The organism is Pedobacter terrae (assembly GCF_036946585.1).
Classification (GTDB): domain Bacteria; phylum Bacteroidota; class Bacteroidia; order Sphingobacteriales; family Sphingobacteriaceae; genus Pedobacter; species Pedobacter terrae_C.
Genome location: NZ_JAQIIV010000014.1, coordinates 1 through 12929, shown reverse-complemented (window position 1 = coordinate 12929; position 12929 = coordinate 1). Strand labels below are relative to the sequence as shown.

The 12929-nt window shown below is 36.7% G+C and carries 12 protein-coding genes, 5 tRNA genes and 1 pseudogene; 2 read left to right on the top strand and 16 right to left on the bottom strand.

The genetic code is table 11. The features are described from left to right. Window position 1: 1 nt before the first annotated feature. The 13 genes from rplA to rpsU all read right to left on the bottom strand — a co-directional run bounded on the left by rplA (window position 2) and on the right by rpsU (window position 6761). Complete coding sequence (gene rplA, locus PGN18_RS16490; protein WP_025143259.1) at window positions 2–700, bottom strand: 50S ribosomal protein L1; 699 nt, start codon at window positions 698–700, stop codon at window positions 2–4. A gap of 20 nt (window positions 701–720) precedes the next feature. Then, entirely contained in the window at window positions 721–1164 is a 444-nt protein-coding gene (rplK, locus tag PGN18_RS16485) for a 50S ribosomal protein L11 (protein WP_010601094.1), read from the bottom strand. A gap of 305 nt (window positions 1165–1469) precedes the next feature. Continuing rightward, a complete protein-coding gene (gene nusG / locus PGN18_RS16480; protein WP_025143263.1) occupies window positions 1470–2009 on the bottom strand; it encodes a transcription termination/antitermination protein NusG in 540 nt (179 codons plus the stop codon). 9 nt (window positions 2010–2018) lie between these two features. Continuing rightward, the gene (secE, locus tag PGN18_RS16475) at window positions 2019–2216 is read right to left on the bottom strand and encodes a preprotein translocase subunit SecE (protein WP_335320703.1); all 198 of its coding nucleotides are present in this window, start codon (window positions 2214–2216) and stop codon (window positions 2019–2021) included. Between the two features lie 104 nt (window positions 2217–2320). After that, a tRNA-Trp gene (locus PGN18_RS16470) sits at window positions 2321–2391 on the bottom strand. A gap of 58 nt (window positions 2392–2449) precedes the next feature. Further along, entirely contained in the window at window positions 2450–3637 is a 1188-nt protein-coding gene (tuf, locus tag PGN18_RS16465; protein WP_010601091.1) for an elongation factor Tu, read from the bottom strand. 126 nt (window positions 3638–3763) lie between these two features. Beyond that, window positions 3764–3835: transfer RNA gene (locus PGN18_RS16460), tRNA-Thr, on the bottom strand. Between the two features lie 78 nt (window positions 3836–3913). Then, window positions 3914–3986, bottom strand: a tRNA-Gly gene (locus PGN18_RS16455). An 80-nt stretch (window positions 3987–4066) separates the two neighbouring features. Continuing rightward, a tRNA-Tyr gene (locus PGN18_RS16450) sits at window positions 4067–4149 on the bottom strand. A 39-nt stretch (window positions 4150–4188) separates the two neighbouring features. Continuing rightward, window positions 4189–4261, bottom strand: a tRNA-Thr gene (locus PGN18_RS16445). Between the two features lie 903 nt (window positions 4262–5164). Further along, window positions 5165–5512 carry a ribosome hibernation-promoting factor, HPF/YfiA family gene (gene hpf / locus PGN18_RS16440; RefSeq protein WP_090982779.1) on the bottom strand — a complete coding sequence of 116 codons (348 nt, stop codon included), beginning with the start codon at window positions 5510–5512 and terminating at the stop codon, window positions 5165–5167. Between the two features lie 14 nt (window positions 5513–5526). After that, window positions 5527–6408 carry a tyrosine-type recombinase/integrase gene (locus PGN18_RS16435; RefSeq protein ID WP_335320702.1) on the bottom strand — a complete coding sequence of 294 codons (882 nt, stop codon included), beginning with the start codon at window positions 6406–6408 and terminating at the stop codon, window positions 5527–5529. A gap of 158 nt (window positions 6409–6566) precedes the next feature. Next, complete coding sequence (rpsU, locus tag PGN18_RS16430; RefSeq protein WP_086549247.1) at window positions 6567–6761, bottom strand: 30S ribosomal protein S21; 195 nt, start codon at window positions 6759–6761, stop codon at window positions 6567–6569. A gap of 167 nt (window positions 6762–6928) precedes the next feature. Between rpsU and PGN18_RS16425 the strand changes: the two genes are divergently transcribed. Next, a complete protein-coding gene (locus PGN18_RS16425; protein ID WP_335320701.1) occupies window positions 6929–7315 on the top strand; it encodes a hypothetical protein in 387 nt (128 codons plus the stop codon). Between the two features lie 140 nt (window positions 7316–7455). On the opposite strand, the gene PGN18_RS16420 is transcribed toward PGN18_RS16425, so the two are convergent. From PGN18_RS16420 to PGN18_RS16410, 3 genes are all read right to left on the bottom strand, one after another. Continuing rightward, the gene (locus PGN18_RS16420; RefSeq protein WP_335320700.1) at window positions 7456–7629 is read right to left on the bottom strand and encodes a DUF6496 domain-containing protein; all 174 of its coding nucleotides are present in this window, start codon (window positions 7627–7629) and stop codon (window positions 7456–7458) included. A gap of 389 nt (window positions 7630–8018) precedes the next feature. Further along, on the bottom strand, window positions 8019–9173 hold the full coding sequence (locus tag PGN18_RS16415; protein ID WP_335320699.1) for an acyl-CoA dehydrogenase family protein: 1155 nt from the start codon (window positions 9171–9173) through the stop codon (window positions 8019–8021). Window positions 9174–9759: 586 nt separating this feature from the next. Continuing rightward, window positions 9760–10458, bottom strand: coding sequence for a ComEA family DNA-binding protein (locus tag PGN18_RS16410; RefSeq protein WP_335320698.1), 699 nt, complete (start codon window positions 10456–10458; stop codon window positions 9760–9762). 293 nt (window positions 10459–10751) lie between these two features. Between PGN18_RS16410 and PGN18_RS16405 the strand changes: the two are divergent. Continuing rightward, a pseudogene (locus tag PGN18_RS16405) lies at window positions 10752–12504 on the top strand (lysophospholipid acyltransferase family protein). Window positions 12505–12929: the final 425 nt, after the last annotated feature.

Genomic DNA, 12929 nt, shown 5'->3' with positions numbered 1-12929 from the left:
ATTAGATCCCCGCTACTGATTTTGTTTCAATTGCAATCCCAGGACTCATTGTTGAAGACACGTGAATGCTCTTAAAATAAGTTCCTTTTGCAGCAGATGGTTTTAATTTAGAAATTACTTGAATAATCTCAAGTGCATTCTCATAAATTTTGTCTGCTGGGAATGATACTTTTCCTATCGAGGCGTGTATGATACCCGTTTTGTCTACTTTAAAATCAATTTTACCTGCTTTAACTTCTGTTACAGCTTTACCAACTTCGTTGGTTACTGTTCCAGATTTTGGATTAGGCATTAAGTTCCTTGGACCTAAAACACGGCCCAATTTACCTACCTTAGCCATACAAGCTGGTGTAGTGATAATAATGTCTACATCGGTCCAACCACCTTCAATTTTAGCTACATACTCGTCTAAACCTACGAAGTCTGCGCCAGCTGCTTTCGCTTCTTCTTCCTTATCAGGAGTTACCAAAGCTAAAACACGTACAGTTTTACCTGTTCCGTGTGGTAAAGTAGCAATACCACGTACCATTTGATTGGCTTTACGCGGATCTACTCCTAAAGATACATCAATATCAACTGAAGCATCGAATTTAGTAGTAGTGATTTCTTTTACCAAAGCAGCAGCATCCTTCAAAGTATAAGCTTTACCAGCTTCTATTTTAGCATGTGCCTTTTTTTGATTTTTAGTTAATTTCGCCACTGTTGTAAACTGTTTTTTAATTAATTGTTCCAGGGTGCGTCACCAGAAACGGTGATTCCCATACTGCGTGCTGTTCCAGCAACCATACTCATTGCTGATTCGATTGTAAATGCATTTAAATCAGGCATTTTATCCTCAGCAATAACTTTAATCTGGTCCCAGGTCACCGACCCAACTTTCTTACGGTTAGGCTCAGCAGAACCACTCTGTAATTTAGTAGCATCTTTTAACTGGATAGCTACCGGAGGGGTTTTGATGATGAAATCGAATGACTTATCAGCATAAACAGTAATTACAACTGGCAATACTTTACCTGCTTTATCTTGGGTACGAGCGTTGTACTGTTTGCAAAACTCCATAATGTTCACCCCTTTAGCACCTAATGCAGGTCCTACTGGTGGCGATGGATTTGCCGCTCCGCCTTTGATCTGTAATTTGATCATTGCACTGACTTCTTTTGCCATTTTGTGTTTTTTGTTTATTTAAAACTCAATGTTAAATATTGGAAGCATGTAACATTTATTTCCTTATAGCTCCTATAAAGCTTAAAGGACTGCAAAGATATGGATTAACTTACAGTAAAACAATAGTATTAATAAAATTAATTTTATTGTAGTTTTTATGCAAAACCAAGATCTGAATTCGTTTATGGTATATTTAACTAAAAGATGTTAAAAATTATTACCTATTACGATCACAATTTTCAACAAATTTATGACCATAAAAAAAGCCCCGATTATTCGGAGCTTTTTAATATCTAGTATTTTTACTATTCTTTTTCTACCTGCATGTAGTTAAGTTCAAGTGGTGTTTTACGACCAAAGATTTTAACCATTACTTTTAGTTTTTTCTTCTCCTCGTTTACCTCTTCGATAATACCAGAAAAACCATTGAAAGGTCCGTCCATTACTTTAATGCCTTCACCAACATAATAAGGAACATTCATGGTTTCACCTTGCTCACTCATCTCATCAACCACACCTAAAATACGGTTAACTTCTGCCTGGCGCATTGGGATCGGATTACCAGCTTTATCGCCCAAGAAACCGATTACACTGTTTATCCCTTTAATGATATGTTCTAATTCTCCATCTAATGTAGCTTCGATTAAAACATAACCTGGATAAAAGTTACGTTCTTTGGCAATTTTTTTACCATCTTTCATTTGGTAATACTTTTCCATTGGTATTAAAACCTGTGGAACCAAATGAGAGAAACCTAAACGGCTGATCTCAGCATCAATGTACTGTTTTACTTTCTTTTCCTTACCGCTAACCGCCCTTACAACGTACCACTTTAGATCGCTCATTAGTAAATATTAATTAGAAAGTGATTTATAAAAAGTATCTAACACAAATGTAGATCCTTTATCCATTGCAAAAATAACCAATGCAATAATTAAAGAAGCCACCAATACAAGAATTGCAGAACTTTGCAGTTCGCTCCAGGTAGGCCATGTAACCTTCTGGGTCATTTCATCGTACGATTCTTTTATAAACTCAACTACTTTAGCCATATCAAATTATTGAATGAATGAATGAGTAAATGAGTGGATGATTACTTGAAAACTAAGCCTCAAATTCAATCATTCACTCATTATTGTACTCAATCAATATTAAGCACGGGAACAAGGATTCGAACCCTGATCAAAGGTTTTGGAGACCTCTATTCTACCGTTGAACTATTCCCGTGTATTTAAAAAAAGAGCTAGCCTAAACCAGCTCTTTTTTGTATTGTTGTAGCTTAAAATTAAGCTAAGATTTCAGTTACCTGACCAGCACCTACTGTTCTACCACCTTCACGGATAGCGAAACGCAGACCTTTTTCCATTGCAATCGCGTTAATTAATTTAACAGTGATTGTAACGTTATCACCTGGCATAACCATTTCAGTTCCTTCAGCTAGTGAGATCTCACCAGTTACGTCTGTGGTACGGAAATAGAATTGAGGACGATATTTGTTGAAGAATGGAGTGTGACGACCACCTTCAGCTTTTGATAAAACATAAATCTCAGCTTTGAAATCAGTGTGAGGAGTTACCGAACCTGGTTTACAGATTACCATACCACGACGGATATCAGTTTTCTCAATACCACGTAACAATAAACCTACGTTATCACCAGCTTCACCGTAATCTAAGATTTTACGGAACATCTCAACACCAGTTACTGTAGATTTTAAGTTCTCAGCTCCCATACCTAAGATCTCAACTGGATCTCCAGAGTTGATTACACCACGCTCAATACGACCAGTAGCAACAGTACCACGACCAGTAATTGAGAATACGTCTTCAACAGGCATTAAGAAAGGAAGATCAGTTAAACGTGGAGGAATTGGAATGTAGCTATCTACAGCATCCATTAATTCCATGATTTTACCAACCCACTTAGCATCTCCGTTTAATCCACCTAGTGCAGAACCTTGGATTACAGGAATATCATCACCTGGGAATTCGTAGAATGATAATAATTCACGAACTTCCATTTCAACTAGTTCTAATAATTCTGGATCATCAACCATATCCACTTTATTCATGAATACAACCAATGAAGGTACACCAACCTGACGAGCTAATAGGATGTGCTCGCGAGTTTGTGGCATTGGACCATCAGTAGCAGCAACAACGATAATTGCACCGTCCATCTGAGCAGCACCAGTAACCATGTTTTTCACGTAATCCGCGTGACCTGGACAGTCAACATGTGCATAGTGACGGTTAGCTGTTGAATACTCAACGTGAGCTGTATTGATTGTAATACCTCTTTCTTTTTCCTCTGGAGCAGAGTCAATTGAATCGAATGAACGTGCCTCAGTTAAACCAGCATCAGCTAAAACTTTTGTAATAGCCGCTGTTAAAGTTGTTTTACCGTGATCCACGTGACCGATTGTACCGATGTTTAAGTGCGGTTTACTGCGGTCAAATTTTTCTTTTGCCATTTTATTTATAACTAATTAGTAGGTTAACTTTTTATTATTTTTATTAATTGTTTTGATGCAATGCAACACAAAAAACCTTGTCTACCCTGCATATTAAACAGATTTAACAAAGCTTTATTATTCTTGAGCCAAAGATGGGACTTGAACCCACGACCTCTTCCTTACCAAGGAAGTGCTCTACCGCTGAGCTACTTCGGCTTTTTAGTTTCTAGTTTCAGCATTCAGTTTTAGTAAACCACCAAACTGACAACCATTAACTGCTCACTTTATTTTTAGAGCGGAAGACGAGGTTCGAACTCGCGACCTATAGCTTGGAAGGCTATCGCTCTACCAACTGAGCTACTTCCGCTTTTAAAACTAGTGATTGATTGAATGAAAGAATGAGAGATTTATTCTGCCATTAAAACATTTGGTCATTCATTTAAAGTGTGGGGAGAGAAGGATTCGAACCTTCGAAGTCTTACGACAACAGAGTTACAGTCTGTCCCATTTGGCCGCTCTGGTATCTCCCCGTTTTTTACTTTAAAATGCTAACACTTTAACATAAAAAGAGCCTCCTATCGGAATCGAACCAATGACCTACTGATTACAAGTCAGTTGCTCTACCAGCTGAGCTAAGGAGGCTTTAAATTTTCTGCAATGATACGAAAAATCTTCATTTTTCATACTATTAACGTGTTTTTTTAAAACTTTTATCTTTTCACAGAACTATCCTTTTCTTCCCTGGCCTGACACCGTTTCCGAAAGGGAATGCAAATATACACACTTATATTTCACTTCAAAATAATTTTAAAAAAAAATAATGAAGTTATGGAGATCAAAGCTCGTCATACACCTTAAGAAGCTTCATAATCAATCTCTTAAAATCGAATATTTTTTTCATTTATTTATAGTCGTTTTCAATGTTAACAGGATTACAAACTGTAATCACAATTATTAACTGCGGATAAAAAATAAAATTAAGCCAAATAAAGGTTAAATTCTATGGTTTGAATAGAGTTTTGTACGGAGAATTGCATAGAAAATTAAAATTGGTTTATAGAAATTGTACGAATAGCTTCCGATTTCGTTAATTATCATCACCCTAATCCGATAGCTATCCACCTGAATTCGATTAATAATGCTTTAATTTGGATTATTAGGCGCATTGCATGATGGTCGTCACCCTGAACTTCCACCCGATCAGTCGGACGGGTGTTTCAGGGTCTTGATAGCAAGGCGGCTTAACAAGAAAGATGCTGACCACGCAGTAGCTACAAGGCAATTAAAAACACTAGCACTACTTGTAAAATAAATTCAGCACGACGATCTCATTAATACAAACATTTAAAAATAAGCATTTATATTTAGCGGATAAATGAACTTAGGTTATCTGATTTATTTCAGGGTCTACCTAGCAGAAAAGATGCTGAAACAACTGTCCGGGCGGAAGTTTAGCATGACGAAAAGTATAACAAACTAAACAAAAAAGAGCGGCGCATTAAACCGCGCCACTCTTTTACTTTTTTTTATAATTAAGTGATTTTGCTAATAATCAGTCGCTTCAATCTCACTTAAAATTGCTTTGTGCTCACTTAATTTTGCACGTGTTTTATCTTTATGTTTAGTAATCTGCTTTCTTAACGATTCGATGGCCAGATCGGTGGCTTCTTCAAATGATTTACATTGTTCTTTAGCAAAGAGGGTACCTCCCGGTACAATGAGTTTTATCTCGCTGATTTTATTTGCCTCGTCCTCTACGTTCTCTAACTTTAAATACACTTCTCCGCTAATGATCTGGTCAAAAAACTGATCAAGCTTATTTGCTTTTTTTTGTATAAAATCTAACAACTTACTATCTGCATTGAAGTGGATTGATTGAACTCCGATTTTCATTTTTCCTCCTTTTTTTATGCCTTTGGATGGGCTTGTTTATAAATTGTTTTTAATCTTTCTATCGAATTATGCGTGTAAACCTGGGTAGCCGCTAAACTGGCATGCCCAAGAAGTTCTTTAATTGCATTTAGATCTGCTCCTGCATTTAACAGGCTGGTGGCATAGCTATGCCGCAACACGTGGGGGCTTTTCTTTTCATTGGTTGATACATGGTTTAGGTATGAGGTAACAATACGGTATATTAATTTCGGATATGCCGCTGCACCTGTATTGGTAACGATTAATATTAGTAAATTGTTATTAAAGTTTTGCAACTTTTTTAACTCAATATAGGTATTTACCTGATTGATAAGCTGTTTGTTTATCGGCACGATTCTTTCTTTGTTCCTTTTACCTAATACCTTAATCGTTCCCGAATAAAGATCAATATCAGTATCTTTTAACTGCAATAATTCCGCTAAACGTATACCCGTTCCAAAAAGCAGTTCGATAACCAAATGATCGCGAACAGATGGGAAACTTTCATCAAAGTAATTCTGCGAATCCAGTAAATGATCCATTTTCTGTGCATCTACAAATACCGGCAGCCTTTTGGGTATTTTGGGTGCTTTAACTAGAACCGTAGGATTTTGATCGATTTCTCCTGATCTGTGTAAAAATTTATAAAAGCTCCGTAAAGCAGAGATTTTTCTGTTAATGGTATTTTCTGATTGCCCATCCTCCATCAGTTCAACCAGATAATCACGAAGCTGTTGATGTTTAACTTCAGTAACGTCCATTCCAGATGCCTGGATAAATAGTTCAAACTGATCTAAATCCTTTTGATAAGCGGTAATGGTATGCCGGGAATAGCGCTTCTCGTGAGTTAAATAGGTAATAAAACTTTTTTGCAACATTCAATAACGTTTTATGGGCATTGATATGAAGTTACAAATAGTTTTGATATAAAGAAATCATTAACGACTTGTTTATTGTAAGTTTTTGATTCCTTTAAAACAAAAAATCCTCCCGATTTAACATCAGAAGGATTTCAACGTATTTATATCTTAAACAACTATGCAGTTGTATCTTGATTCATATTCTGAATGTAAACAGCATGTTTAATTTCAGTACGGCGAGCAACGGATTTTTTCTCGTATGCTTGGCGACTACGTAGTTCTCTCAATACACCAGTTTTTTCAAACTTTTTCTTGAAACGTTTAAGGGCTTTATCTAATGATTCGCCGTCTTTAATGTTGATAATGATCATAACGCTGAAATACCTCCTCTCGTGGTTTTTAAATTTCCCCGGGTTATCGGGGCTGCAAATGTAAGCAAAATATTGAAAACGAGAAAGATTTTATAAAAAAGAAAATTATTTCAATCATTGATTAAACTAAACTGTTGTTTACCTACATTTATATATACATTACATTTATGACAACAGGCAAAAAAGTAGGCTCAATTATCGCTGTAATAGTCGTAATTACATTAATAGCAATCGGCTACTATCGGTATTTCTTTGTTTTTGGAGAAGGTGTTAAAGCAGGCGAATTAAACTATGTAGTGAAGAAAGGCTACATATTTAAAACCTATGAAGGCAAATTAATTCAGAGCGGCATAAAATCGCGACAAACAGGAACCCTGCAAAACAACGAATTTGAATTTTCTATCGCCAATGAGGAAATCGCTGAAAAAATGATGGCCAATAGTGGCAAGTTTTATGAATTACACTACAAAGAATATAAACATACCTTGCCATGGCGCGGGTTTAGCGTTTATGTGGTAGATAGCATTTTAACTTCAAAGGATATACCTCAATAGGGTTTAGGGTTTAGGGTTTAGGGTTTAGGGTTTAGGGTTTAGGGTTTAGGGTTTAGGGTTTAGGGTTTAGGGTTTAGGGTTTAGGGAAAATTTTTATTTCGATGTTTAGTTTTAACCTTAAACCATAAACCTTCCACCTCCTAACCTTTTTTAGGCACCTTTGCCCCTGCTTTTTTGGCTTCCGATAATCCAATGGCAATTGCCTGCTTTTTGGAAGTGACTTTTTTACCTGATCCGCTTCTAAGCTTACCTTCTTTCATTTCGTGCATGGTTTTTTCTACTTTCTCACCAGCTTTTTCTGAATATTTTGCCATTTTGTAGTTTATTAGTTAAGTAGTCATTTGTTCATTGGTAACTGCCAGTCGCTGTTCATAGTTTATTAGTTAAGTAGCTATTTATTAGTAACTGCAAATCGCCAACTGAAAACTGTTAATGTATTTAGTATTTAGTATTTAGTATTTAGTATTTAGTATTTAGTATTTAGTATTTAGTATTTAGTATTTAGTATTTAGTATTTAGTAAAAACATTACATCCAGACGGGAGGTTTTAAAATTTTCAGCAAAAAAAATCCGGAGGTGTTTAAACCGTCCGGATTACTCATAATATATTTGGTTTTTAATAAGGTTTATGGCCTAAGGTGTAAAGTTTAGGGTATGGGCTTTAAGTCATTGACATTAGCCTTAAACCCTAACCGTCTACCCTTTACCTTGATAATACTTCACGGGCAATCACAATCTTTTGTATTTCTGATGTGCCCTCGCCTATTGTGCATAATTTGCTATCACGATAAAATTTCTCTACCGGAAAATCTTTGGTATAACCATAGCCACCAAATATCTGAACGGCATCTGTAGCTACCTTAACCGAAACCTCTGAAGCAAAATATTTTGCCATAGCCGATTCTTTTGTCATTGGAAGATGCCTGTTCTTTAAATCAGCGGCCTGGCGGATCAATAGCTCCGCTGCTTCAATTTCTGTGGCCATATCAGCAAGTTTGAAACTAATGGCCTGGAAACTGGATATTGGCTGTCCAAATTGTTGTCGCTGTTTGGAATAGGCCACCGCAGCATCAAAAGCACCCTTGGCAATTCCCAAAGACAAGGCTGCAATAGAAATTCTTCCTCCATCCAAAACCTTCATGGCCTGTTTAAAACCTTCGCCAACATTGCCCAGCAGATTGGCTTTGGGTACACGGCAATTGTCAAAAATCATCTCTGTGGTTTCTGATGCCCGCATGCCAAGTTTATTTTCTTTTCTTCCAGCAGTAAAACCCGGTGTACCACGTTCTACTACAATGGCTGAAATCCCTTTTGAACTTCCCTGCTCGCCTGTCCTGACCATCACCACTGCAATATCGCCACTTTTACCATGGGTAATCCAGTTTTTTGCACCGTTTATAATGTAATCATCGCCATCTTCAACAGCAGTAGTCATCATTCTTAAGGCATCCGAGCCAGTATTGGCTTCAGTTAACCCCCATGCGCCAATCCATTCGGCTGTTGCCAGTTTAGGCAGCCATTTTTGCTTCTGTTCTTCATTGGCAAATGCCAGAATATGGCCGGTACATAAAGAATTATGTGCGGCTAATGACAGGCCAATTGAACCACAAACCCGGGCTACTTCTACAATCACATCCACATATTCCTGATACCCTAAACCTGAGCCGCCATATTCTTCGGGGACCAAAACGCCCATCAAGCCTAATCCGCCGAGCTGCTTAAACAATTCTATAGGAAAATGCTGTGCTTCATCCCATTCCATAATATGTGGACGGATGTTTTTCTCTGCAAAATCGCGGACCATAGCCTTTACACTTTGCTGAGTTTCAGTTGCTGAGAAATCGAAGCTTACGCTCATTAAATATATTTTTATAGTTAGTTGAGGCAATTATAAACAATTATTTGATAGTTAATTACCATTAAATATTTGTGCCCTCACAGAATGAAATGGTATTCGGTTCAATAAGTTTATAGGTTAATTTTAAACCTTGAAAATTAAGAAAGAAAATTTTTTCTACTTTTTTACAACGATGACTGAATATTTCGAAAAATAGATTTCAATTGAATAAGGATAAAATATTAACGGCCTAAAATCTTTAAATACGGGTTTTGCTTTCCAAAAGAAAAATATATTTTCATTTTCAGGAAAGCAGGTTCGGAAGCGTTTAGGCTGCTTCAGTCCCGCTTTCGCTTATAGTCCTCGCTGCGCTGTGGGCTATTCCGCTTAATCGGGTTTAGGTGGCCCGGCCGGTAAGGAGATTTGGGGTTGCAAAGCGCAAAATTTTACTATGCCTTTAAAATTTCCATGGGTTTTACAGCACTGTCCCTTGTAAATAAACCTGATCGCAGCGAACACAGAGTGCAACGGAGTAAAGCGCAGAGCAGGAAGAAATTTTACTATGGAACACCGTTTCTGCTTTCCAAACAAAAAAATAATACTTTTTCTAAAAAGAAATATAAGGCGTAATCTTATCAATCACCTGCTGATTTAAAAGAATGATCTTTTTTAAATCAGCTACGCCGGTATAATTTCCATGCTGCCTGCGGTATTGAATAATGGCATTGATCTGTTTAAAAGTAAGATACGGATTACGCTTTAAATCGTCAAAACTTGCAGTATTGATATTGATCGTTTTTAATGGGGCATTGCCAATTTTAATCTGATCTTTAATTTCACCATATTTAGCAGAATCTAAACCATAAACTTCAAGAAGTTGTTCTTTTTTGTAAAAACCACCCAAACGTTCGCGGTATTTGAGAATTCTAAGGGCAAACGTTCCACCAATGCCTTTAATGTCATCTAATTGAGTAGAGTCTGCCGTATTAATATCAACAATAACCGGATTTTTTTTAGCGTATTCTTTTCTTTCGGAAGGGGACTCGTTTCTGGAAAGGTTAACTGACTCGGGTATATGGGCGTAAGGCAATATCCTTTTATACATTTCCGGTGAAATGGTGTACATTTTCTGAAGATCTTCAGGTTTATAAAATCTGCCTCCCTTATCGGTATAATTCACAATCGACTGTGCCTGTCTTGCTGACAGGCCTAAAGTTTCCCAACCATCCTTAGTTAAAGTATTGGGATCAAATTTAAAAAGCTTAACTGTTTTTCTGCGGCTGGATGCTTCAACCTGGTCGCGCACAGCACGATCATGCGCTTGGTCTGTTTATGCTAATCTGTTGAATTTGTGCTAAAAGATTCGGATCATCCTTTAAAACTGGTTGGAAATAGCCATATATAACTGGAATAGACTTAATTACAAGAATAATTGCCACCAGGAAAAGTAACCCGTTAAATTCACTTTTGCTAACACCAAAATTTTCGTTGAACCAAGTTCTCATTGATGCGATATGACATGTGGATTATAAATATAAATCTTATTTTTGGGATTGCAAAACTGAACAGGTTTTGCCTATCAACAATCTAAGAATTTATATGAAGATCATAACTACATCTGAGTTTGCGAAAGCAACAAAGATAGATAAGCTAGGTGTCCCAGGTTTAGCAGGTTTGATGATGGAGATCATGAAACTGAACGACATTAATGATGTATTTGCTCAAAATCAACATTTTAAAGGCTTAGAATTTGTAGACAAGATACTAGAAACCATTGGTGTTTCTATCGAATTTGACGATGATGATTTAAATAGCATTCCGAAAACCGGCCCTTTCATTGCCATTGCAAACCACCCTTATGGCGGCGTGGAAGGTTTAGCTTTAGTTAAACTATTATGCACGGTTAGGCCCGATGCCAAGGTAATGGTGAATTTTATTTTGAAAAAAATACCAAACCTTGATGAGTTCTTTGTAGCGGTAAATCCTTTCGAAAATGTGCAGCATTCTTCCAGCATCAGCGGATTAAAAACTACTTTTGACCTGCTTAGAAACGGAACACCGATCGGCATTTTCCCTGCAGGAGAAGTTTCTACTTTCAAATTAGATGCGCAGCAGGTAACTGATAGGATGTGGCACCCCGTGGTTGGAAAACTGATTGCCAAAGCTAAAGTACCTGTTGTACCCATTTATTTCCATGGCAATAATGGTGTTTTCTTTAATATTTTAAGTTTTATACACCCAACCCTGCGTACCGCAAAACTACCATCGGAGTTTTTAAATAAACATGGCCGCACCATTAAGGTACGGATAGGTAAGCCAATAGCTGTATCTGAAATTTCGCATATGAACAGCAGTAATAAGCTGATGGACTTTTTAAGGGCCCGTACTTATGCGCTTGGTATTGGTTTAGATACAGAGAAAAAACTTTTTAACCCGTTAAATCTGTTTAAGATTAAAAAGAAACCTGCGGAGGTAATTGAAGAAACTTCGAGACTCTTAATTAAAAATGAAGTCGCGGCGCTGGAAGATTTTAGGGTTTGGACGGAGAAAAATTATGAGGTATATATTGTACCAACTTTAAAAATCCCGAATATTTTAAGGGAAATCGGTCGCCTGCGTGAAATCACTTTCCGTGAAGTTGGCGAAGGTACCAACAAAAAAATCGACCTGGACAATTACGATATCTACTATAACCATCTATTTATATGGGATAAGGATTTAGAAAATATAGTGGGCGCTTACCGGATCGGGAAGGGTGATGAGATTTTAGAAAGCATGGGGCGCCGTGGTTTTTTATCTTTCTGAACTCTTTAAAATGAAAGATCAGTTCTACCCGATGTTGAGACAGGGGATTGAATTGGGCAGATCATGGATCAGAAAAGAGTACCAGGGTAAACCGCTGCCACTTTTCCTATTGTGGAAAGGAATTTTAAAATACCTGATTGATAACCCACAGTATCGCTATATGTTTGGCCCGGTAAGTATCAGCAACAATTTTTCGAAATTTAGCAAGGCCTTAATTGTGGATTACATTACCAAAAACCATTTCGATTATGAAATGGCCAAATATGTTAAACCGCGAAACAAATTTAAAGCAGATTTATTGCCAATTTCTACCGATACCTTGGTTGACAGCAGCGAATCTTTTAAAGATCTGGATAGCATTATTGGGGACATCGAAAACACCCATATTAAAATTCCGGTATTATTAAGGCAGTATATGAACCTGAATGCAAAGATCATCTCTTTCAATATTGACCCTAAGTTCTCTGATTGTTTAGATGGTTTCTTAGTAGTTGATACACATAGTATTCCTGCAGAGATTTTGGAAAAACTTGGCAAGAACCTTTAATTTAGGCAATAAAAAAACCCAGACATCCATCTGGGTTTTTTATTATCAACTAACCTAAACTTTATAAATACTAACCAAATATTTATGCCACAAAAGTAGGCCAGCCATATTAAATTGGTATTAATGAAATGTTATTTATAGAATTTATTACCGAAGTGATCGGAGTTTATTAAAAAACATACTTTCTAAAACTTAGTTTTCTGTAGTCTGTTCCATATTAACTATTTGTTAAGCACAATCAACATTAGCCACATAAAGAAATTGTTGTTTTTAAATTAATAATAAGTAAATTTAATGTAACCAAATATCGTGCGATTTGAAAAGCAGCGTTTGTATCTACATTTTGAGGACTATTTTGTTTACTGGCCTGCTGATAAATGCGATCAGCTCAAAGGCACAGCAATATGCATTCGATTTTTATGATG

Excerpts from the sequence above, each read along its gene's own strand:
- PGN18_RS16425 (WP_335320701.1), top strand. The coding sequence starts at position 6,929 with ATGACAACAGGCAAAAAAGTAGGCTCAATTATCGCTGTAATAGTCGTA.
- PGN18_RS16415 (WP_335320699.1), bottom strand. The coding sequence starts at position 9,173 with ATGAGCGTAAGCTTCGATTTCTCAGCAACTGAAACTCAGCAAAGTGTA.
- rpsU (WP_086549247.1), bottom strand. The coding sequence starts at position 6,761 with ATGATCATTATCAACATTAAAGACGGCGAATCATTAGATAAAGCCCTT.
- PGN18_RS16420 (WP_335320700.1), bottom strand. The coding sequence starts at position 7,629 with ATGGCAAAATATTCAGAAAAAGCTGGTGAGAAAGTAGAAAAAACCATG.
- PGN18_RS16435 (WP_335320702.1), bottom strand. The coding sequence starts at position 6,408 with ATGTTGCAAAAAAGTTTTATTACCTATTTAACTCACGAGAAGCGCTAT.
- hpf (WP_090982779.1), bottom strand. The coding sequence starts at position 5,512 with ATGAAAATCGGAGTTCAATCAATCCACTTCAATGCAGATAGTAAGTTG.
- tuf (WP_010601091.1), bottom strand. The coding sequence starts at position 3,637 with ATGGCAAAAGAAAAATTTGACCGCAGTAAACCGCACTTAAACATCGGT.
- secE (WP_335320703.1), bottom strand. The coding sequence starts at position 2,216 with ATGGCTAAAGTAGTTGAGTTTATAAAAGAATCGTACGATGAAATGACC.
- nusG (WP_025143263.1), bottom strand. The coding sequence starts at position 2,009 with ATGAGCGATCTAAAGTGGTACGTTGTAAGGGCGGTTAGCGGTAAGGAA.
- rplK (WP_010601094.1), bottom strand. The coding sequence starts at position 1,164 with ATGGCAAAAGAAGTCAGTGCAATGATCAAATTACAGATCAAAGGCGGA.